At 53.8% G+C, this 22,186-nt stretch carries 22 protein-coding genes; 8 read left to right on the forward strand and 14 right to left on the reverse strand.

Annotation, left to right across the window (positions count from 1 at the left end):
* On the forward strand, nt 1–1,205 hold a 1,205-nt coding region (locus tag VMT71_15515), incomplete at its 5' end, for a KamA family radical SAM protein (GenBank protein HVN25381.1).
* Between the two features lie 2 nt (nt 1,206–1,207).
* Here the strand turns inward: VMT71_15515 and pgsA are convergent.
* Both pgsA and VMT71_15525 read right to left on the reverse strand, forming a co-directional pair.
* Nucleotides 1,208–1,807, reverse strand: a complete 600-nt coding sequence (gene pgsA / locus VMT71_15520; protein HVN25382.1) for a CDP-diacylglycerol--glycerol-3-phosphate 3-phosphatidyltransferase — start codon at nt 1,805–1,807, stop codon at nt 1,208–1,210.
* Nucleotides 1,804–2,379, reverse strand: coding sequence for a lytic transglycosylase domain-containing protein (locus VMT71_15525; protein HVN25383.1), 576 nt, complete (start codon nt 2,377–2,379; stop codon nt 1,804–1,806). Before VMT71_15525 ends, pgsA begins: the two co-directional genes overlap by 4 nt.
* An 87-nt stretch (nt 2,380–2,466) precedes the next feature.
* Here VMT71_15525 and rsmI point away from each other — a divergent pair, with 87 nt between their 5' ends.
* On the forward strand, nt 2,467–3,171 hold the full coding sequence (gene rsmI / locus VMT71_15530) for a 16S rRNA (cytidine(1402)-2'-O)-methyltransferase (protein HVN25384.1): 705 nt from the start codon (nt 2,467–2,469) through the stop codon (nt 3,169–3,171).
* 115 nt (nt 3,172–3,286) lie between these two features.
* Here the strand turns inward: rsmI and VMT71_15535 are convergent, their stop codons facing one another.
* From VMT71_15535 to VMT71_15545, 3 genes are read right to left on the reverse strand one after another with little or no spacing between them, the layout of a single operon-like run.
* Nucleotides 3,287–4,255 (reverse strand): polyprenyl synthetase family protein, encoded by a 969-nt coding sequence (locus VMT71_15535; protein HVN25385.1) that lies wholly within the window; start codon nt 4,253–4,255, stop codon nt 3,287–3,289.
* 5 nt (nt 4,256–4,260) lie between these two features.
* Entirely contained in the window at nt 4,261–5,058 is a 798-nt protein-coding gene (locus VMT71_15540; protein ID HVN25386.1) for a methyltransferase, read from the reverse strand.
* Complete coding sequence (locus VMT71_15545; protein HVN25387.1) at nt 4,979–6,181, reverse strand: DUF1015 domain-containing protein; 1,203 nt, start codon at nt 6,179–6,181, stop codon at nt 4,979–4,981. The genes VMT71_15540 and VMT71_15545 overlap by 80 nt, the downstream gene beginning before the upstream one ends.
* Nucleotides 6,182–6,617: 436 nt before the next feature.
* On the opposite strand from VMT71_15545, the gene VMT71_15550 reads away from it, so the two are divergent.
* A complete protein-coding gene (locus VMT71_15550) occupies nt 6,618–8,264 on the forward strand; it encodes a methyl-accepting chemotaxis protein (protein HVN25388.1) in 1,647 nt (548 codons plus the stop codon).
* A gap of 152 nt (nt 8,265–8,416) precedes the next feature.
* Here VMT71_15550 and hypE read toward each other — a convergent pair whose 3' ends face one another.
* The 6 genes from hypE to VMT71_15580 form a co-directional block, all read right to left on the reverse strand.
* Complete coding sequence (gene hypE, locus VMT71_15555) at nt 8,417–9,427, reverse strand: hydrogenase expression/formation protein HypE (protein ID HVN25389.1); 1,011 nt, start codon at nt 9,425–9,427, stop codon at nt 8,417–8,419.
* 179 nt (nt 9,428–9,606) lie between these two features.
* Nucleotides 9,607–10,686 (reverse strand): hydrogenase formation protein HypD, encoded by a 1,080-nt coding sequence (hypD, locus tag VMT71_15560; GenBank protein HVN25390.1) that lies wholly within the window; start codon nt 10,684–10,686, stop codon nt 9,607–9,609.
* A complete protein-coding gene (locus VMT71_15565) occupies nt 10,673–10,900 on the reverse strand; it encodes a HypC/HybG/HupF family hydrogenase formation chaperone (protein HVN25391.1) in 228 nt (75 codons plus the stop codon). Before VMT71_15565 ends, hypD begins: the two co-directional genes overlap by 14 nt.
* A gap of 231 nt (nt 10,901–11,131) precedes the next feature.
* Nucleotides 11,132–13,417, reverse strand: coding sequence for a carbamoyltransferase HypF (gene hypF / locus VMT71_15570; GenBank protein ID HVN25392.1), 2,286 nt, complete (start codon nt 13,415–13,417; stop codon nt 11,132–11,134).
* Complete coding sequence (hypB, locus tag VMT71_15575) at nt 13,393–14,031, reverse strand: hydrogenase nickel incorporation protein HypB (protein HVN25393.1); 639 nt, start codon at nt 14,029–14,031, stop codon at nt 13,393–13,395. Before hypB ends, hypF begins: the two co-directional genes overlap by 25 nt.
* Nucleotides 14,031–14,369 carry a hydrogenase maturation nickel metallochaperone HypA gene (locus VMT71_15580; protein HVN25394.1) on the reverse strand — a complete coding sequence of 113 codons (339 nt, stop codon included), beginning with the start codon at nt 14,367–14,369 and terminating at the stop codon, nt 14,031–14,033. Before VMT71_15580 ends, hypB begins: the two co-directional genes overlap by 1 nt.
* Before the next feature lie 172 nt (nt 14,370–14,541).
* Between VMT71_15580 and VMT71_15585 the strand changes: the two genes are divergently transcribed.
* From VMT71_15585 to VMT71_15605, 5 genes are all read left to right on the forward strand, one after another.
* On the forward strand, nt 14,542–14,961 hold the full coding sequence (locus VMT71_15585) for a hypothetical protein (protein HVN25395.1): 420 nt from the start codon (nt 14,542–14,544) through the stop codon (nt 14,959–14,961).
* 8 nt (nt 14,962–14,969) lie between these two features.
* Nucleotides 14,970–15,605: a flavodoxin family protein gene (locus VMT71_15590; GenBank protein ID HVN25396.1), complete on the forward strand. Its 636-nt coding sequence runs from the start codon at nt 14,970–14,972 to the stop codon at nt 15,603–15,605.
* A 28-nt stretch (nt 15,606–15,633) separates the two neighbouring features.
* Complete coding sequence (gene fni, locus VMT71_15595; GenBank protein HVN25397.1) at nt 15,634–16,638, forward strand: type 2 isopentenyl-diphosphate Delta-isomerase; 1,005 nt, start codon at nt 15,634–15,636, stop codon at nt 16,636–16,638.
* A 165-nt stretch (nt 16,639–16,803) separates the two neighbouring features.
* Nucleotides 16,804–17,556 (forward strand): enoyl-CoA hydratase-related protein, encoded by a 753-nt coding sequence (locus VMT71_15600; GenBank protein ID HVN25398.1) that lies wholly within the window; start codon nt 16,804–16,806, stop codon nt 17,554–17,556.
* A 7-nt stretch (nt 17,557–17,563) separates the two neighbouring features.
* The gene (locus VMT71_15605) at nt 17,564–18,937 is read left to right on the forward strand and encodes a hypothetical protein (protein ID HVN25399.1); all 1,374 of its coding nucleotides are present in this window, start codon (nt 17,564–17,566) and stop codon (nt 18,935–18,937) included.
* A 17-nt stretch (nt 18,938–18,954) separates the two neighbouring features.
* On the opposite strand, the gene VMT71_15610 is transcribed toward VMT71_15605, so the two are convergent.
* From VMT71_15610 to VMT71_15620, 3 genes are all read right to left on the reverse strand, one after another.
* Complete coding sequence (locus VMT71_15610) at nt 18,955–19,416, reverse strand: universal stress protein (protein ID HVN25400.1); 462 nt, start codon at nt 19,414–19,416, stop codon at nt 18,955–18,957.
* Between the two features lie 148 nt (nt 19,417–19,564).
* Complete coding sequence (locus VMT71_15615; GenBank protein ID HVN25401.1) at nt 19,565–20,959, reverse strand: hypothetical protein; 1,395 nt, start codon at nt 20,957–20,959, stop codon at nt 19,565–19,567.
* Nucleotides 20,960–21,012: 53 nt separating this feature from the next.
* On the reverse strand, nt 21,013–22,186 hold a 1,174-nt coding region (locus tag VMT71_15620), incomplete at its 5' end, for an FAD-dependent oxidoreductase (protein ID HVN25402.1).

Raw genomic sequence — 22,186 nt, forward strand, 5'->3', positions numbered from 1 at the left:
CGATACCATCAGCTACGGCAAGGAAAGGCCCGTCTGCACTGAGCACAACGAGGGATGCTGGGCCCAGAATAGAAGAGACGCTTTCGTGCCAGTCCAGTAACTTGGATGAGAGAAAAGGGGGTAATTCTATTACCCCCTCTTTTATCTCTACCGTCCAAGAACTCTCAAGAATACTACCCCTACGCGAATCAGAACAGATCGGTATCAATACTGTAGCAGAGGTCTATCCCTTCAGGATCCCCTTTTTTTACGCTTCCTTGATGGACAGGGAAAATCCCCTCTGTCCCATACGTCTTCAGGCGGTGCCTTCAGCCCGGGAATTAAAGGCGGGCGGTGTATCCGATCCTCTGGGTGAGTCCACGATTGGGCTCACCCCGTCATTTTTGAAGCGCTACCCGCGAAGGGGTGTGTTCCTCGTGAGTTCAGAGTGCGCCATGTACTGCAGGTTCTGCAACAGGAAAAGAGCGGTGGGTAAGGGGCACGTATGGGAAGAATCGTCGGAAGAGACGTTTCGCTATCTCGAAAAGGATAAGGAGATATCAGAAGTTATTCTTTCGGGCGGCGACCCCCTGATGCTTGCGCCAGCCCGGTTTACCCAGATACTGGAGAGGCTCCGTTCGATCAAAATGATCGAGATTATACGTGTGAGCACCCGGCTTCCCGTGGTTTTCCCGGAAGGTATACGGGCGGAACATGTAAAGGCCCTGCGGAAACATGCTCCCATATGGCTGATCATTCATATTAATCATCCGAATGAGGTCACAAAGGAGTTTGTCGAGGTTGCAGGCATCCTCAGAAGAGCGGGCGCCGTTTTGATCAGCCAGACGGTCCTCCTCAGCAGGATTAATGATTGCCCGTACATCCTGTCAGCGCTTTTTCAGCGACTGGTGCGTCTAGGCATAAAACCCTATTATCTATTTCAGCTGGATGATGTCGCAGGTGCTCAGCATTTCAAAGTCGGAGTGAAGAGCGGGACAGCGTTCGTCAGGTCATTGCGTAGAGACATCTCCGGTCTTTGCATGCCGGTATACGCCGTGGATATTACCGGCGGCGTGGGGAAAGTGCCTCTGGCGCGCGATTATATCGTCAAGCATCGAGGGACGGATCTCATTCTCCGGAACACCGCCGGCAAGAAGGGGTCTTACAAGGATGACGGCCGCCAGAGCCGTTGTAACAACTGCGGCTTCTGTTTTGCCCTCACTTGACCCTAGGTCTGAGTGGGTCGGAATATAGCCCGCATGTAACAGTAAGCCGAATAAACACTGAAACAGAGAGCGGCATATATAATAGAAAGTCCTACCTGTTGCATCGGGCCATGGCCCGCGGGAATAATATAATGAAAGGAAGGGGAAGGTGTGATGTGGCCGAACAGGACGCAGGCGATGCCGATGATCTGCAGTGTCGTCTTTAGCTTGCCTGCAAACGACGGGAAAATAGTTACGCCTTCTACCGCGTAAAACGAGCGCAGCCCGTTTATCAGAAACTCCCTGCAGACAAGGAGAATAGTGACCCAAAGCGGCACGAGGCCGTAGGCGGAAAGCGTGATGAGTACGGACGATACGAGGAGTTTGTCAGCTATCGGGTCAAGATAGAGACCCAGTTTCGTGGTCATGCTGAGGCGCCGGGCAAGCCACCCGTCAAGGCCGTCTGTAATGCCTGCGATGATGAAGAGAATGCTGGAAGCCCTTAGGTATGCATCCTTTTGAAAGCTGATCAGGAGTATAATTGCGGGGATGAAAAGAATCCTGAGCATGCTCAGCCTGTTCGGGAGCGTCCACACAGATGTCTTTTCATCCTTTTGATTCACTGGGAGTTCTTCAGTCTATCGTAACGCAGCTTTACCTGCTTAACGTAGTTGACTGTTTCGCTTATGGGTGGAACTTTCATGTTGTGCTGGATCACCTTCGTGGGACCTGCATTGTAAGCAGCAAGCACCAGTTCGAGATCCCCACTGAACATTTCCTGCAGCAACTTCAGGTAGCGAGCACCCGCGCGTATATTCTCGTCGGGATCAAACGGATTCTTCAACTCGACGATCTGGGCGGTGTCAGGCATGATCTGCATCAGCCCCTGGGCTCCCTTGCGGGATACGGCTGCCGGATTGCTGTTTGATTCTGTCAGCATGACAGCTTTTACCAGAGCCGGGTCGAGACCGTTGGCAAGCGCGTGCTGGTTGATAAGACCGTCGTACTGATTGAAATTACCTTTCAGGGGTAATTCGCCGACCGCATCCCTGACGAGGATCCGGTAACCCTTGCCGGCAGGTTTGATGTTGGTGATATGAAACGTCCCTTCCGAATCCGTGTAGCCGTACACTCCGCCAAAGGCCGTAAGCGGCATCACGAGGAGAAGGATCGATAGAAGTAAAACCAGACGCATAGGTGTTATTCTCTTAAAATTCGTGATTCTTGTCAAGTCGTTTAGCCTTTCCCTCCGGCTGCTAAACTAGTATAATTATCGTCCGATATGTCTGCAAACAAAGGTACCCTCTATGTGGTGGCCACCCCCATCGGAAATCTCAAGGATATCAGCGCGAGAGCGATCGAAGTGCTGCAAGAATCGGACCTCGTTGTCGCTGAGGACCGGGAGCGCGCGCTCAAGCTGTTGAGCCATCTGGATATACGAAAGCCCATACTAACCATAAACGCGTACAACGAGGAGCGAAAAGCCGACGCCATCGCGCGGCAAATAGCCACCGGCAAACAGTGTGTGCTGATTTCAGGTGCTGGCACCCCGTGCATTTCCGACCCGGGCAACATCGTTGTTCGAAAATGCCAGGACATGGGGGTCGATGTGAGAGCCGTGCCCGGACCCTCAGCAGTCATAGCCGCGCTTTCCATTTCTGGCTTATCCCCTGACCGGTTTTTCTTCTACGGTTTTCTTCCGCAGAAGAGGGGGAAAAAGAGAAAGATCATCGCGGAATTGCTTTCCAGGCCTTTCCCCGTCATCTTCTTTGAGTCCCCTAGAAGACTGGCCGACACGATCGAGCAGATAAGCGAACTGGCTCCGGACCGGGAAGTCGTTCTTGCGAAAGAAATGACAAAAATATACGAGGAACTTGTGCGTTCCCGCGCAGACCAGCTGACCGATTACATCCCGGAGGACATCAAAGGCGAGTACACCGTCATAGTCGCCGGCACAAAGTTCAGGAAAGACAGAGGACCCAGGTAAAAACTGCAACAAAGGCAGGGTAAAGCCCAAAACAAGGGTAAAGATGGAGAGCAGACAGGTGTCAGGTTCCTCTCCCTCAACCTTCGTTCTTGTTCTTGCCTCAACCTGCTTTTGCTTAGGCTTGTCGTGTGATGATATAGGTGGCCAATTCCGTCAGCGCCTCTTTGTAAGGCGAAGGAGAAAAAAGAGAAAGGAACCTTCTGGCTTTATCAACATGTTCTTCTGATACCTTTGATGTATATTCGAGCCCGCCATATTTTTCTATTATCTCTTTCACTTTCTGAAAATCTTTCTTGCTCGTTGTTTTCTTCTGCAGAGCTGTCGCTATGATCCCTCGCTCTGCGGCATCTGCAAATTGAAGGGCATGGATGAGCGGAAGCGTCACTTTGCCTTCTTTGAAGTCTATGCCTGTATTCTTGCCCAGCGTGGAATCGGTAGCAATATAATCGAGGAGATCATCCTTGAGCTGAAAAGCCATGCCGAGATGATAGCCGAATTCCCTAAGCGCCAGGCGTTTCTCTACCTCGACATCACCCAGAATGGCTCCTATTTCACAGGCTGCCGCCAGGAGTACGGCAGTCTTGTTATCTATGACCTCGTAATAGTCCTTTTCCGACGTGTTGATGTCCGACGTTCTGAGAAGTTCCATGATTTCGCCTTCTGCCAGCTTCGTCGTGGCATTCGCCATGACTTTCAGGATTTCCGCGTTCTGGGTCTGTACCATGAGGTCAAAAGATTTTGTGAACAGGAAATCGCCTACCAGCACGCTGGGTTCGTTTCCCCAGACCGTATTCGCCGTTTGGCGGCCCCTCCTGATTTTTGCATTGTCAACCACGTCATCGTGGAGAAGCGTGGCAGTGTGAATAAACTCGATGATGGCTGCGTAGGGAATATGCCGGTCATCCGTAGCGCCGCACATTTTGGCCGACAGAATGACGAGTGTGGGGCGTATTCTTTTCCCGCCCGATTTTACGATATGGTGAACAACCTCCTTGATGAAGGGCACCTTTGTTGTGAGTAGTCTATCAATAGACTGCTCCAGTTGGGCCAGGTCCTGACCTATGATATCGCTGATGTTCCCCATAATCCTCAGGCGTAGTAGGATGCTACTTCGTTACTATATTCACGATCCTCGTAAATGTAGAGGGGCGGCTCCACCTTCAGTTCGGTGCCTCCGCCTTTCATGCATTCGATCAAAAAAAGGTTGGCAGGCTCGCCAGCTCTGGGATGCACAAGCCTGAGGCGGCGAGGTTCGATTCGATGGGCTGAGGCGACGGAAGCAAGTTCTGCCAGCCTCTTTACAGGATAGATCAGATATAGCCGTCCCTTGGTATAAAGAAGGCGGGCAGAAACGGTAAAAAGGGAGTCTAAGTCAAGAGAGTATTCGTAGCGGGCCATGTGACGGGAACGTTGAGGGCTCTTTCGTCCACCCTGCTTCTTCACGTAGGGCGGATTTGCCACGACTACGTGAAACGGCCGGTCAATTTTTGTCATTACATTTTTGATGTCTCCGTGTAAGATGTGGAGATTCTCGCATTTGTTGAGGAGGACATTTTTTTTCGCGAGTTCGAAAAGATCTTTCTGAATTTCTACCCCCGTGATGCTGTTTCCGGGATAACGCTTTGACATATACACGGGTATGATACCACAGCCGGTGCCGATATCCAACATTCTTTCCTGCTTCTTCAAGACAACGAAATTCGACAACAGGATGGGGTCAATGGAGAATCGATAGGCTCCCTTTTTTTGTATAAAGATCAGTCGCCCATGGCAGAGGGGCGTCAGGGTCTCGTCGGGAGCCGGATGCTCAAGCATAGCTATAAAATACGAGACCCGTGAGTATCTTCGGAAAAAAGTAGGTTGATTTAGGCGGCATGTAGAGCGCATGATCGGCTACGTCCCTGACCTCTTCCACGGTAGTGGAAGGGACAAAGAGGGCAAAATCGTATGCGCCGCTTAAGACGAGCCCGGACGCCTCGGCAGCATCGTGAGGGAATGAAATCTCTTCCTCCTTCACACCGAACAGCCCCTTCAGAACGCCTGAATGTGCGATATTTACGTTGAGCTTTCTTAATGTCTCCGGGACAGCAACGTCCCTGAAGAACGGCTTTTCCTGGGAGAGGACATACAAGTGCGCCGTATCCTCTTTGCTAAAAAGGGCGAAGGAGGGATTTGTGCCTGAGAGGTCGCGGAGAGCGCTGGTGAGCGTTTCAGGACCCGTGAGCGCAACTTGTTTCACCCTGAAGATGCCCTTGACCGCATCCAGCAGGCTGCTGAGCCTATACCCGGATTCTGACCTGACTACTCTGTGATACGGCAGTATCACGATGCCTTCCGAATGCATATCAGTTAAATACATTGCTACGTAAGAAAGCCCAAGCTTGTAGGCGACGCTCAACCTGTGGTGACCGTCCGCAATATACAGCTTCTTGCCCTCCATGAGGGCGGTAAATTCGCCCAGATCCCTCTCACCCCTCACCCTGTAAAACCGATTCTGGATCGAGAGTTCATCGGTGAAGGAATAGATCAGTTCCTTGTCGGCAGAGGCAATCAGTCTCTCGATCTCTTTCTCTCTGTCTTCGTACAACGCAAACACCAGGCTGGTAAAGGTCTTAAGTCTCCGTATAAGCTTTTCCCTGTCTTCCCGTGCCGCCTTCCTCGTCTGCTCATGGGTGAGGATGCTGTCCGGGCTGAGCTTCACGAGGGGAATGAAGCCCCGCCGGGTGTGCGTTATGCCGTCGAGAACGAACTCCTGTTCGTAGACATAGGCTGTTTCCCTTTCGTCGACTTCCAGTACGTGATCGCTAACCCACGCTGCAAGCGTCCCCGCTGCTGCATCGTATTCGGATGTGGCAGACGTGGCCACCGGGACTTCAAGCCTGATAGCGTTGAAAGGACTTCGTTCATAATATATCTTGGGGTCCGGTATGATGTCGTAGGGAGGGCAGACGCATCGGCTGATATCGCCTATCGTTCGCCTGTTGTAAAGAAGCCCCTTAAAAGGCCGCACTAAAGGTTCATTCATAGAGGATGTATGTAACACAGGGGCTAATTGATGTCAATTATGGGGGGCTCGCGTCGCCCCCTCCTCGGGCAAAGCCCTCGGAGCCTCCCCCTCTCGCTCGCCGTGCTCGCTAGATAGAATTCCACAGTAGTGCTGGAAATCTATTACGGGGCTCGTGTCGCCCCCTCCTCGGGCAAAGCCCGACCCGCACACGGGTGCCCCGGCCTCCCCCTCTCGCTCGCCGTGCTCGCTAGATGGAATTCCATCCGGGGGGCTCGCGTCGCCCCATAAAATTGTACCGGTCATGCGCTCGTGTGGCACGGATCCGGGATTTAAGCAAACCCTCGTTGAAGCGATAATTACCATGTGATCGGTATCATTAGGCTCTCGCCAAAAGAAAAGGTCGGCAGGAGCTGTCCTAGACACCGCGCAGGGGGATAACGTGCGCACATCCTTGGGAAACCTTAATATGCAGCGGAAGGTACTGCTGCCGCCGCTGGTCGTGACGTTCTTCTTTGTCTTGTGCACGGTGCTCTCTTACAAGGGGCTTATTGCCCAGAAAAGGGCGATAGAGGATATTTTTGCGAGCCGCTTTCGCAGCTACCAGAGTGGTACTCAGGTCATCGGGGACATAGGACGTATTCACGCGAATCTCTATAGATCATTGAGCCTTGGCCCTGCCGGTTACAAAAAGACACAGGTGGAAGAATTCGCAAAGAGCCAGCTCGATGTCATCGACGAAACCTCTAAACTCATGCAGAAGTTGGCTGCTGAGAATGCCACGGACGCTGACGCGAAGGCCGAGTACCAGCTTGCCCTTGTGCGACTTGGTGAATACAGGAAGATTGCTTCCCAGGTTGCCGGTGCGGCAAGCATCGATAATCCGGCTGCTACCAAGGCTATGCTTGATGCGGAATCAAAATTCCAGCTGGTCGTGAAGACCCTCCAAGACCTCATGCGGCACGAATACGTCTTGAGCGAAAAGAGTTACCAGGCAGCCATGGCCGGAGCTAACTCCGTGTCTCAGGCGTTTGTGATTGTGGCAATCATCGCTTTTGCGGGTTCGCTTGTCATGAGCCTGTACGTGGCCAGAGTGCTGTTGGCGCCCATCAAAAAGGCTATCGCTATGATTGAACACATGACAAAAGGGGAATGGAATCTGACGAAGCGGCTCGATGTCGATACCAATGACGAGATTGGCACTCTTTCCCGATGGTTTAACACCTTCATTGGCGAGCTGCACGGGATAGTGAGCAAGATGTCTGAGGTTACAAACCTCCTGGCTTCGGCCGCGGCGGAACTCTCCATCGTCTCCCTGGAATCGGCGCAACGGGCGGAACGACAGAGCAGCGAGACGACGCAAATCGCTACCGCCATCGAAGAAATGAGCCAGGCGGTGACGGAAGTTGCGCGAAATTCGGAGGCAACATCCGGCTTGGCTACGAAGACGATAGAGGTTGCCGCAGAGGGGCGGAGAGTCGTCGCAAGCGTTCTTGAAGGTATGGGCCGGATCGAACAGTCAGTGAGAGAGGCGGGAACCGTGGTTGCGTCGCTCCGGAAGAATTCCGGCCAGATCGGGGACATCGTGGGGATCATCAATGATATCGCCGACCAGACAAACCTGCTCGCACTCAACGCTGCAATCGAAGCTGCCCGCGCGGGAGAAGCAGGACGAGGCTTTGCCGTCGTTGCGGCTGAAGTCCGGAAGCTCGCGGAACACACCACGAGCGCTACGAAACAGATTCGCGTGGTCATCGAGACGATGAGGACCGATACCGCTGTAGTAGTCTCGTCGATGGAGACGGGTACAAAAGAGGTTGCTCAGTGGGCTGAGCTGACGCATGGCGCTGCAAAAGCGCTGGATGACATCGTCGATATGGTGCGACAGGTCGGCCAGAAGATAAATGAGATCGCGATAGCTGCCGCAGAACAATCGGCGACTACTGACGAGATCGCCAGGAACACCGACTCTGTCTCCCGGCTTACCACAGAACTGGCTGCAGCATCAGAACAGTCGGCAGCGTCCGCTAATGAGCTCTCCAGGCTTGCGGAAGAATTAAAGTCGACAGTGGGACGGTTTACTACCTAGAGACGGGCTCAAGGAACAAGGCTCAAGGATTAAGGCCCCAGGAACAAGGATCAAGGAACAAGGAACAAGGCGCAAGGCAAGAAAGAGATGAAGAAGGCCGAGTGCAGCCAAAACTCGCCTTGAACCTTCTTCCTTGAACCTTACGCCTATTCTTAACAGATTCTCGGGAACTGGTCGCTGGCGAGTATTTCGATAACTCTCTTGATGCCGTAAGGGTTTCGCACAAAAACCCGGCCGGACCGCTCGGCCGTGACTCTACCGATCACCGCTGCAGCGCGGCCGTATACGTTGTTTCGCATGATATCGAGAAGACGCTCTGTCTCTTCTTTCGCAACCATCACTACAAGCTTCCCTTCATTTGCAAGGTAGAGAGGGTCGAGGCCCAGCATCTCGCACGCCCGATCTACGGGACCAGAGACGGGGATACTCTCTTCTTCGATCTCGATGCCGACCCGCGAACTCTTTGCTATCTCATTGAGCGTTGTAGCAAGCCCACCCCTGGTCGGATCCCTCATGGCGTGGATACCGGGACAGCCGGCGAGCATTTCCTGCACCAGTCCGTTCAGCGGGGCAGCATCACTTGTTGTAGAAGCCTTAAACTGAAGCCCCTGCCGTTGACTCAGGATCGTAATGCCGTGATCGCCTACAGTGCCGCTTACAATCACACTGTCTTGCGGCTTCGCGTTGCTCGCCGAAATGGTGACACCTCGCGCCAGCACTCCCACGCCTGATGTGTTTATGAAGAGTTTGTCTGCTGCATGTCTTTCCACAACTTTTGTGTCGCCACAGGCGATGCTGACCCCGGCCTCGTCTGCTGCTCTCGCCATCGAAGCGACGACTTTCTCTAGCTCATCGACAGGCAGGCCCTCTTCGATGATGAATCCTGCACTGAGGTAAAGAGGTCTGGCTCCCCTCATGGATAGATCATTTACCGTCCCGCAGACAGCTAGCCTGCCAATATCGCCACCGGGAAAGAAAATCGGCTTCACGACATAGCTGTCGGTAGTGAAGGCAAGCAGTGAGTCGGGAGACTCGAAAACGGCTGAATCTTCCAGCGGCGAGAGGACCGCATTGCCGAGATGGCGCAGAAAGACCTTTTCCACGAGCTCATGACTGAGCAGACCACCACTTCCGTGACCAAGCACTATTAGTTTTTCATCCATAGCATGAACCCGCTAGACAGAGGTGGTAGACAAGAATTTCTAATTCCTAAGCTCCAAATTCCAAACAATATCAAATGACCGAATATCAAAACGGTGAATAGGATGGTTTGGAACATTGGAATTTGGACATTGTTTAGGATTTCGATATTCGAATTTAGGATCTTATGCGGTGCCATTGATCATCCGTACTCATAATAGGCTGCGCATGTCCCCTCTGCCGATACCATACAAGGCCCGACCGGTTGCGCCGGGTTACAAGCCCGCCTGAAGAGAGGACACTCCGCAGGCTTCATGATGCCGCGTAAGATTTCTCCGCAGCGACAGCCTTCCTGCACGATTGTTTCTCCGGGATCAACTTGAAACACTTTTGCCGCATCGAAGGTTTGATACTCTGCTTTGAGGGTCAAACCGCTCTCCGGAATGACACCGAGGCCTCTCCATGCAGCCGCACCGGTCTCGAAAACCTGCTTCATCATCTCTTGCGCTGCGATATTGCCCAACGCAGTCACACTTCTCGGGTAGGTGTTGGTTACTTCTGCACGGCACGACTCGTGCTGTGCCGCTATTTCCGCGATTGCCCAGAGCACGTCTGTCGGTTCAAAGCCCGCGACCGCTGCAGGAATTGCATACGCGTCAGCAAGAAAATCCCACACGTGCCATCCGGTTACCGTGCTTACATGGCCGGGACAGAGAATACCACCAAGACTGAGCTCTTTCGCGTCCAGTATTGCCCGCATGGCGGGTGGTGTAAGCTTGTGCATGGAGTATACGTAGAAATTACTAAGGCCACGGCGTATTGCCTCCAAAACTGAGGCTGCAACCATGGGGGCCGTGGTTTCGAAACCCACACCCAGAAAGATGACTGGACGTTCCGGGTTCTTCTCAGCAAAGTCGACTGCATTGAGAGGAGAGTAAACGACCTCTACGGCAGCTCCGCTTGCAGACGCAGTTTGAAGGCTGCCGCTGCTTCCGGGAACCTTGAGAAGATCGCCGAACGTCGTTATGATTGCCTGGGGCACTCTTGCAAGCGCTATGGCATAGTCGATGTCGGCCTGGTCTGTTACGCAGACAGGACAGCCGGGACCGGAGAACATTTCGATGGTCGGCGGCAATAGTTCCCGAATGCCGTATCTACAGATGGCGTGTGTGTGAGTACCGCAGAACTCCATTATTCTTAATGGCGTACGGGATAAACCGGCGATGCGCTCCGTGAGTTTGCGAACCAATTCGGGGTCGCGGAAGGCTTTAATCGACTGCATCGGCTTGTGCCATGTGCCGGAGGAGCTCGAGGGTCTCTTCTGCTTCTTCTGCGTCGAGGACGCTTATGGCATAGCCCGCGTGCATGACCACGTAGTCGCCGACCTTTGCTTCCGGTGTAAAGAGAAGGCTTACGCGCGTGGCGACTCCGCCAAGATCGGCTTCGGCCATTGTCTCCTGGATGTTAGTAATGAGCGCGGGAACAGCAAGGCACATAGTTCTATACTATACGATACTTGGCAAGCTGGTACAACCGGGACGGTAGAGAACCCCCAAAATCCTGCTATCGAAATCCTAAACAATATCGAATGACCAAAATTCCAAATCCGCCCGGGCTCTTTCTTCCAATTTCTAACATTTGATATTTGAAGTTGTTTAGGATTTAGATATTCGATATTAGGATTTGCTTTACATCCGTGGGCCATCGCTGACGTGGGTACCCGGAAGCTATATGAATGAAGCCAGCATAGCATGAGCGATGGCAGCCTGGCCCAGGGAGATACCGCCGTCATTGCAGGGAACCTGATGGTGAAGCAGCACCTCAAGCCCGGCTTGGCGCAAAAGCGGCAGGGTCCTTCTCAGAAGCAGCCGGTTCTGGAAGCAGCCGCCGCTCAGGGCGACGCGGCAGATCCCGGTCTCTGCGGAGACGCGCGTAACCACGTCGCGTATAAGCCGAGCAATGGTTTCGTGAAATCGTAATCCTATCTCACTCGCAGGTACTCCGAAACCTAGATCCCCGATAATCCCCTCCAGGAGCGGCGAGAGGAGTACCTCCCAGGTGTCGCCACGCTTTGTCATGCCGTACGCGTAGCTCTGCGCGTCTCCTCTCTGCTCTGATACCATCTCAAGCTCAATCGCCGCCTGCCCTTCGAAGGTAATTCTCTTACGAATGTTAAGCAAGGCGCTTACCGCATCGAATAAGCGTCCGCACGAGGATGTCAAGGGTGTATTGATGCTCTGCTCTAACTGGTTGATGATGATGCGTTGCTCCTCCTCGCCGATGGCCCTGGCGAAAGGCAGGTCCGGCGCAGAGCCGAAGAGCCGGTGAAGGTATGCTACAGCGAGCCGGTACGGTCTTCTTATGGCGAGCTCGTTTCCCGGCATGGGAAGCGGCTCCATGTGTCCGACCCGTTCGAATCCATTGAAGCGCGAGACAATAAACTCTCCACCCCAAACAGTGCCGTCAGGAGAAAACCCCGAACCGTCAAACGCGACACCGATCACCGGTTCTGTTACGCCATTATCTATCATGCAGGAGGCGATGTGGGCATGATGGTGCTGCACGCCGACGACAGGTGTGCCCCTCTTCTGTTCGAGCGCATAGCGGGTGGAGAGATAGTCCGGATGGAGGTCGTGAGCAACCAGCTCAGGTTTTATTTTGAAGAGTTTTTTGTAGAGATCTATCGTTGCTGAAAAGTGTTCCAGGGTCTCAATGTTTTCAAGGTCCCCTATATGCTGGCTCACAAAGGCGTATTCGCCTCTCGTGACGCAGAAACTGCTCTTTTCCTGGGCGCCCACTGCCAAGAGAGGCGTGCCGTGATAGGGAAGCTTGACTGGGAAGGGCGCATAGCTTCTTGCTCTTCTCAGGGGCTGCGGTTTTTTTTGTGCGACCATATACACACTGTCGTCGTAGCGGGAATGGATGTCCCTGTCATGGAGAAGAAAATAGTCGGCAAGGCCCTTCAGCCGCTGTTTTGCCTCCTCGTTATCTTTTACTATAGGTTCTTCAGTGATGTTGCCGCTGGTCATTACAAGCGATCGGGAGAAATCAGAAAGAAGAAGAAGATGCAGAGGCGTGTAGGCCAGCATGACGCCGAGGTACCTGTTGCCCGGTGCCACATTTCGCACCAGCCGTGACTCCTGCCTCCAATCAAGAAGCACTATAGGGGCCTGGGGAGATGAGAGCAGTGCCGCCTCTTCGTGATCGTACACACACTCCCTGTTTACATCGTCCAGGCTCTTCATCATGACGGCAAAAGGTTTGTCGGGCCGATTCTTTTTATCCCTCAAGGTGCTGACCGCTGTTTGGCTGTAAGCGTCGCATGCCAGGTGAAAGCCCCCGAGTCCCTTGACTGCGATGATAGAACCTGCGTTGAGCAGGGAGGCGGCTTTTCTGATCGCGTCATCACACTCTATCCGTTCGCCTCTTTCGTTCTCCAGCCAGACCCTGGGTCCGCAGACCGGGCACGCATTCGGCTGCGCATGAAAACGGCGGTTGAGAGGATCCTCGTACTCTTTCCTGCAGCACTCACACATCTGGAACGCCGACATGGTTGTATTGTGGCGATCGTAGGGGATATCTGAGATGATCGTGAAGCGAGGGCCGCAATTGGTGCAGTTCGTAAACGGATAGCGGTATCTCCGGTTGCGCGGATCGAAGATCTCCGCGGCGCACTCATGGCAGATGGCGATGTCGGGCGAGATTAGCTGGTAGCCCTCATCCTGCTGGCTTTCCCTGATTTCAAAGGAGGTGTAGCCAGCGGAATGCGGCGTCGTGGTCCGCAGCCCTTCTATGTGCGCAAGGGGCGGAGCATCGCTCACCAGGCGGCCAAGGAACAGCTCTATTGACGCTTCTGTCCCCTCAACTTCTATCTCGACGCCACTGCTTGTGTTGAGAACCCAGCCGGTGAGGCCGCAGTCGTGAGCCAGTTTGAATACGAAGGGGCGGAAGCCGACGCCCTGGACAACGCCCCGGACAGAGATATGCCTCAGTTGGCGAGCTTCCGGAGCCACTCTATCCAACTATCCAGACCTTCTCCTGTCTTGCAGGAGACTTCGAATAGGGGTGCAGCCGCATTGACCGCATGCACGCCCTTCTTGAAGCGTCGCATATCAAAGTCGATGACGGGAAGCGTATCGATCTTGTTGAGCACAACTGCTGTGGCAGCGGAAAACATTCCCGGATACTTGTACGGCTTGTCATCTCCTTCTGGCACCGAAGCTACCACCACCTTTGCACTCTCTCCCAGCTTGAAATCTGCGGGGCAGACAAGGTTGCCTACATTTTCTACAAAGAGCAGGCGCGCACCTTTGAGGCTCAGTTTCTTGACAGCCTTCCGGATCATGGCAGCGTCGAGGTGGCATGCACCGCCGGTATTGATCTGGACGACCGGCACTCTCTTTGCTCCCACTTTTTCCGCATCGAAACTGGACGCAATATCTCCTTCTATCACCGCCACAGGCAGGCCAAGGAGATCTATTGTCTTGAGAATGAGGCTCGTCTTTCCTGCGCCCGGAGATGCCATGATGTTTATCGCGAGCACGCCGGCTGCATCGAAGAACTTCTTGTTCTCAAGGGCCATCTGGTCGTTGGCGTCAAGGATATTCTTAACTATCTTCACCTTCATCAATTATCCTCCACCTCGATACTTTCCACGTAGCACTCACGCCCTTGTATTACCTGGCCGCCAAGATTTCCGCAGCGAGGGCAGGCCCAATCCCCGTTGTCCATTTTAAATTCAAAGTCGCACTGGTTGCATCGAATCCGGGCCGGGACCCGCTGAAACGTCAGTGCAGCCCCTTTGACCGAGGTGTCTGCAGCCACCAGATCAAAACAGAAACGAACCGAGTCCTCGATTATCCCCGCGAGTTCCCCTATCACGATGGTAATATTCTTCACCTTGCGGTCAGGGGCCTCCTTGAGGACAATGTCAACTATGTTTTGCGTGATGGCCAATTCGTGCAAGAAACCGTCTGTTCTCCCGAAGAATTATAGCACTTGAGCAGACTACCGGCAACCGCCGCAAAGCGTCCACCTTGCATTTACAGGGTCATTATGATTATGTTTACACTACTGCTACAGCCGGGGCTTGGGACCATATAGATCATACTAAGAATGCCAATGAAGGAGGCGTGCCATGAAAGACATGACAAACTTGCACCTCAAAGTACAGGAACTCTGCGACTGCTACGCTCAGACTGATCCTCTAAAAGAAATGTCTCTGCTGAAAAACGACGCGGACAAAGAGGAAGCGGCCCTCAAGTGGATTGCGCTTGCCGTGCTTCATGGCGTAAACATGGGAGCAAAACAGATCTCGATCTCGAAGCAGGGCGCCTCGCTCAAGGTCATAGCGGAGTATAAGGATGCCGAGCTGCCGTCACCGGGATCAGATATCGGGAAGAAGGCGATCAAGGCCCTGAGAGAGATAACCCATATCGAAGGGAAGAAAGGTGAATTGCCCCTCGCCGTAGGAATCCGTGACAGCAGCCTTGAAATCAAAGTAAAGGTGAAGCAGGACGAGAAAGGTGAGATTGTTACATTGAAGTTCGGCAAATAGGAGTTCTTGTGAAGGTCGTTGTCTTCAACGGAAGCCCGAGAAAAGGTGGAAATACAGACGTACTCCTCGCCGAGGCGGAAAAGGCTGTGAGGGCTTCCGGCGGTTCGGATCGACTGGACAACGGGGGCGTCCCGGGTTCTGCCGGTCATGGAGTCCATGAATGGAGGCGCTTTGACCTCAACAGCATGAACATAAGGCCCTGCCAGGACTGCGGGGGCTGCGAAAAAACAGGGGAGTGCGTCATCAAGGATGACATGGTCCAGATACACCAGGCCATACGTGACGCTGATCGAATCATCCTTGCCTCTCCTGTTTTTTTCTTCGGTTTATCTGCACAGATCAAGACAGTAATTGATCGTTGCCAGTCTTTCTGGTGCGAAAAATATCTTCTGAAAAAGCCTATTCCAGGAGGGACCTGCGGAAGAAAAGGGCTTCTCCTCGTTGTTGGCGGAATGAAGAAGGAGATAGGCATCCAGTGTTCAGAAACGACTGCGCGGGCTTTCTTCAGGACGATCAGTGTTCCAGAAGACGAAACGTTGAGCTTTCTGGGTATTGACGAGAAGGGCGCCATAAACAAACATCCAACGGCGCTGAGCGACGCTTATCGCGCTGCGGAGCGACTTGTCGCTCTGGGAACCACGTAATACCTGGATTTCAAATCATTGATCAGCCATGGGAACGGAAAAAGAATTCAGCGCCATTAAAGATGTGCACATAGAGATTTGCCTTAGTCAGCCCGTGGAGTCTTCGCGAACCAACGGCCTCGAAGAGGTGACACTCACGGCGGGATTCCCGGATTTTTCTGCGAGCGAGATTGGGACCGGCACACATTTTCTGGGTAAGCCCGTCTCGCTGCCTCTGGTGATATCTCCGATAACCGGCGGTGGACGTCTATCCGAAAGAATAAACAGGCACCTGGCGCAGGCTGCCGAGCGACTGGGCATAGCGATGGCCGTGGGCTCGCAGAAAGCGATGCTTGAAGGCAGTACCCCGTCAGATTCTTACCTGGTGCGGAAATATGCGCCGTCTATTCCCCTTATGGCCAATCTCGCGCTTGCCCACGTGAAGAAGGGAAGGGATTATCTGCTGCGCGCCGTCGAATCGATAGGAGCCGACGCCATCATCCTTTATGTGAATCCGCTGCAGGAAATAGTGCAGAAGGGTGGGGATCCCGATTACACCGGCGTCCTGGAAGAATGTGACGCGCTCCTTAAGAACTTCCCCTACCCCGTGCTGCTCAAGGAGGTTGGGTTCGGTCTGGCCGATGCCCTGCTCTCATGGGCGGGTTCCCGGAAACTCACTGGTGTCGACGTGGCAGGAGTCGGAGGCACGAACTGGGCGCGTATCGAGGGAAATATCAGGGGCCTCGACTTCAGCCTTTTTGAACGGTTGGGAAGAAGCACACTGGATGTGCTTATAGCAGGCAGGAAGTTCCTCAGAGAAGAACAGCTCCTGATCGCATCGGGTGGCATCAGGACAGGTATCGATATGGCTCGCGCGCTGGCTTCAGGTGCCCACCTGGTTGCAATGGCACTCCCCTTCCTGAAATGGGCCGATATCTCTGTCGATGAGGTCGTGCGCAACGTGGATAAACTGCGGGAAGAGCTGCGCGTGGCGATGTGGTACACCGGATCGAAAGATCTAGCGGCGTTGAAAGGCAAGACGGAAAAGCGCTGACCATCAACCGATCAACCCGAAGAACAGAATAAACCAATCAGCATCCAGAAATTGCTTGCCGGCGCCAATTTTGTCTTGCAAAAGTCTCCCGCTTGTTTAATGATACAAGTGATCTTTCCTGCTGGTAGGTAGACCGGCCTGCACAATATATCTGGAGGTGTATCTATGGACGTTGTATTGGAAACTTTTGCTGACGGAGTCTTCACAATCACGCTCAACAGGCCTGAGAAAAAGAACGCAATGAGCCTTGAACTGCTGAAAGGCCTTTCCGAGTCTCTCGCGCGAGCAGAAGCCCAGGGAGCAGCCGTCGTTGTGCTACGCGGTGCGGGAAAGACCTTTTGTGCGGGAGGAGATATCCTGGAATTCAGGCAGAGCGAGCGGATCGATGCCCAGATAGATGCCATGGCCGACTATCTCCACAAGGGCATACAGAAGATCAGGCACATCAACGCCATTGTGATTGCCGTTGTCGAGGGGCTTGCCTTTGGAGCAGGTCTCAGTCTGTCGCTTGCGTGCGATCTCACTGTGGCCGAAACAAAGGCGATCATGAACATGGCATACCGCAGGATAGGTCTCTCGCCCGATGGTGGAGGCAGCCTGTTTCTGTCCAGACTGGTCGGCGCAAAAAAGTTCAACGAGCTTTATCTCCTGTCGCGGAACATAGAGATGCAAGAAGCCATGGAGCTTGACCTCGTGAATTTCGTGTTCGACGATGCCGAACTCGATGCGAAGCTCGCAACGCTGGTGCGTGATCTTAAGGCGCTCCCTTTCGATTCCATTAGCAGGTTCAAAGAACTGACGAATCTCTCACTCTTTTCCGGCCTTGGCACGCATTTGGACAAGGAGCGGCGGTTCGTTGCAGAGCTGGGCATGCAACCGGCATTCAAGCAGAGACTGGACGCAATATTGAAGAGATAGGGCCTGCATGAAAGGCACCTATTTTTTCGCGATACTCGCGTACGTATTTCTGCTCTGGCTGACCGGCTTCCTCGTGACGAAGAGGTCCCGCTCCAGTGAAGCCTACCTCGTTGCATCGCGAAGCCTGTCAGTACCTCTAGTTTCGGTGCTCATCGCAGGCACCTGGCTCGGCGGAGTTTCCGTCGTGGGAATGGCGCAGGGTGCCTATATTCACGGCATCAGCGCTCTCTGGTTCCAGGCAGGTATTTGGGTTGCCATGTTTATAACCGCCCTGCTCTTTGAAAAGATCATCCAGGGAAGAACAACCTATTCCATTATCGACATTGTGGGAAGTCTCTACGGGAAGAGAACGGCTCAGCTCGCGGGCTTGCTCCAATTCGTCTTCATGGTATGGGTGATAACCATGAATATTGTAGGCGGCGGCGCAATTCTTTCGTTTATTCTGAAGGATTACCTTAGCTTTGGACAGGGCATGCTGCTGACCGCCATTGTTTTTACGCTCTACAATGCTGCAGGTGGCTTTGTCGCAACCGCCTATACAAACCTCATCCACATTGGCGCCATGATTTTCGGGATCTTCCTGGGTGGCATCTATTTGATCGTCAATACCGGCGCTCTTTCACGCATGGTGCATACTGCACATTATTTTCAGCCGTTCGGCGACCTCGGTGCTGCTCAGGCGCTGAGTTGGGCATATATCAATGTCACGTTGGCTCTGCTGGCGCAGCCCGTGATTAACACGGCTTCGTCTGCCCGCGGCCCGAGGGAGGGAAAGGTCGGTATCATCACGGGCAACCTCATCGCCATACCCGTTGTGATGATGGCAGCACTATGCGGCATCGTTGCCAAGGATGCTTTTCCAAACGAACCAAGCCTTTCGGCTCTGCCTGCTCTCTTGCAGCTTCTCCCTGCTTCGATCGGCGTCTTCTTCTTGATTGCCGTATGGGCTCCCTTGATGAGCGCCGGTTCACCCTACCTGATGGCCGCGACTACAATCGCAGTGAAAGGCTATATTGGCCCTTTAATGGGGGTCACAAGTGACAGAAAGCTCGTCGTCGCATCGAGATTAACCACGGTGGGTATCGGGGTCGTGTCTCTTCTCCTCGGTTTTTTCGTGAGAGACATCCTCAAAGAGATTACGTTTCTGGCAGTACTTATGAGTGCAGTTGTTTATGTTGTCTTCTTTGGTTGGGTCGTCAAAAGAATTCCTGGCACATGGGCTTTCGTGGCCCTCGCCGGAACGCCTGCCATGCTCGCGCTCTATTTTGTGCTCGGGCTTCGCGGACTCGTGCATCCAATATGGCCGGTGACGATTTATGTGCTTCTAGTGATGTGTACAGGCCTCGTCGTTTCCCGGGAGCACGGCTCACACAGGGCGTGACTTCCTTCAACTGCCGGTCAGCCCGCAGCACCCTTTTTTACGATCAGTACGTTACAAGGGCTTTCCCGGAGCACACGTTCCGCCGTGCTTCCGAACAGGACGTGCTCCAGCCCGCTCAAACCATGGCTTCCCATCACGATCACGTCTATACCCATCTCTCTCGCGTAGCGGGCGATTTCGATGTAGGCCTTACCTCTTACCATTTTGCGCTCGCAGGAGCCGAGCTCTTCGACGATTCGCTGGCAGAGCGCATCGAGGCGTTCCTCCATCTCCTTGCCCATCAGGTGAGCGACGCGGACATAGTCGCTCTTGGTGTCAGAGGAGAGCTCGAACTCAGCGATGTGGCCTGCGTCCTGGTAGACGTGGAGGAGGTGGAGTGTTGCCCCGTATTTCTTTGCGAGATCGACAGCATACGGCAGAGCCGCTTGCGCATAGGAAGAGAAATCGGTGCAGAAGAGTATTTTCTTATACGCGATCATAGGTCCCTCCTAAATAGATTCCCACGAGCAAGTCTCTGCTTCCCTGACCCTCTCTTGCTGCGCCTTGGGAATCTATCTAGCGAGCACGGCGAGCGAGAGGGGGAGACTCCGGCGGCTTTGCCGCGGGAGGGGGCGACGCGAGCCCCATTTATAACATGAAAATGGCTACGATCACGACGCCGACAAATCCGAGCAGGGTGGGAACAAGGTTGCGCCGCGCGATCTCAACAGGATCCGTTCCGGTAATAGCTGCAGCCGGGATAACAGCCCAGGGGATGATCGTGCCTCCCCCAACACAGACCGCAAAGAACTGTCCTAATGCGCCGAGGGTTGCGACACTAAGGTGTGTAGGTCCTCCCAATGCCTGGGCCAGTGTGCCCATCAAGGGCAGCCCTGCGAAGCCTGAGCCGTCCAACCCGGTAATGCCTCCAACCAGGCCCTGGACGATAGCCACCGGTACACGGCTCAACGGAACGGCGTTGGCCAGCGCCTGGCCGAGATCGAAGAGAAGCCCTCTTGCCCCTTCGCCAAAGACCGCCTTGGCAGTTCCGGGTGCGCCCATAAAAAAGAAGCTGGCAATGAGAAAAACCGGGGCGAATATGCGTACGCCGAACATGAAGCCTGCGCGGGCATGGTCTGCCAGTTTTCCAAAGCCCTCTCTCCCGTAAACCCCGAGGCCCACGATCACCATGATCAGACCGACGGTACCGCCCAGAAGCGCTGTAGCATCGCCTCCGCGAAGCTTGAAGTAGAGCATGCCGATTACATCGAGAGCGAACATGATAGCAATGATCCAGAGCGCGACCTTCTTGAAACCCGGAGCAGCCTTGGTCCACCTCTCTCTTTCGGCCACGTCCTCTGCCGAGATTTCAAAGGGGGCCCATTTAACCATTTTTCCGCCAAGCGCCTTAAGGTCTCTCTTCACTGCCAGGAAAGAGAGAGGCAAGGCGATCACTCCCCACACAATGAGCATGGGAAGACTTTTTGCCATGATGTCAGCGACGGGTACACCGGAGGCCTTGGAAGTGATTCCGGGCGCGCCCTGTATGATGAAATCGGTGGTCAGTGCGCAACCATAGCCGAACATGCTGATAGCCATTGCGGCATTGATGGGGGGCAGTCCTACCTCCACGGCTGCCGGTAAGAGAAGAGCGCCGACGAGCGCGATCGCAGGAGAGGGCCAGATAACCCAGGCCACGAGCATGATCACAACGCCCATCACCCAGAAGGCGATCGTGGGAGATTTCATCATGCGCCTGACAGGGCGAAACATTATCTCTGCGAGGCCGCATTCTTCGAGCATTTTCGCCATAGAGACGATGAGGGCGATGATAACGACAATCCCCAATAGCTCGCTGAAGGCCACAGTGACCGAATTGAAAACGGCCTGCACGGCTTTCACCAGATCCCCGGTGATGACCCACGAGAGCACGAAGGAACCGATGATGCATATGAGCGGCGTATCCAGCCTGAACGCCATTGCAACGAGGACGAGGATAACGAATAGAGCATAGATCCAGTGCGCTGCAGTCAGTTCTACCATAAGTCCCCCCGAGTGATTTATTGACTATCTTCTGAGCGGCCCTGCCGCTTCAATCAGGCAAAGACGCCCTTCATTCCTGCCTTTTCTATCCTCTTTTTTATTTCTTCGGGGTCGGTAAGATATAGGTTTTTCTCGAGCATCCTGTCGAAATAGACCGATCCGGAAAAAGTATATTTATACCCGAGACCTTCTTCAGTCTCCATCCTGGTGCGGACATAGCTTATCGCGTCACCTACGGCAAGCGTGTCAGGAAAGACAAGGAGCTTCTCTTTCTTGATCCACTTGGCCGCATTATGGCCGGCCAGTTCTCCGGTGACCATGGCTTCAGTGATGCCGACCAGAAGTCCTGCCTTCTCACCGGCACAAAAAAGATTCTCAACGCCTTTGACTTTAAGAGCATCGTCCCGTGGCGCCATGCCTATGTACCGTATGGAATTACCTTGTCCGCCTGCGTACGGATCCTTATAGCGCGCCTGCTCCATGCCGGGAAGCTTTCTGATTGCTTCGAGAGGAAAAAACGGGACCATTAACTTAGCGTGCCCATTATCCAGGATCACGAGATTGTCGCTGAATTCCGGAAGAGCATACTGCTGACACGCCTTGATCTCGAGCTTACCTTTCGATTGCAGCTCAACAGGAATGGGGATGACCACGACGCCGGTTTTGTCCAGTGTTTCAACGATTTCACGAGAGAGCGTTTCCTTGTGCAACTCGCAGGCGCCGCTCATGGCTCCTATCCTGTCCCCTTTTTTTCCGATCATTTCGGTAACGCCGCATTTTGCCGCCAGGCTTACCCTCCCACCGAACGAGTGGCAGCGCAGGATACACATGGCACAGCCGTTGCCATATTTGGTGCACTGGGCAGGAGGACCAGCCGTACCCGTGGTGTCTATGAAAGCGTCACCTTCAATGCGCACCTTTTCTTCCTTCGTTTTACCGGTGACGGCCTTGATCAGGCCGTCCTTCATTTCTGCATCATCGATCCTCGTGATGAGCCGTATTTCGACCCCTTTATCGAGAAGGAACTTTTTTACCACAGGCTCAATAATAGACGAGTTGTACATGGAGGCGTGGCGGTGCGCGGGAAAATCCATGTTCCGGTGGAGCGACGTCTGGTCGGTGATCCGGAAGAGATCCCCTCCCGACATAGCCAGCATCTCCTCAGCAGCGGTGTGGCGACCGTTGTTACGCATGATACCGCCCACCAGGCCGCAGCCGAGCAGCATA

This window comes from Syntrophorhabdales bacterium (assembly GCA_035541455.1).
Lineage (GTDB): Bacteria > Desulfobacterota > Syntrophorhabdia > Syntrophorhabdales > WCHB1-27 > JADGQN01.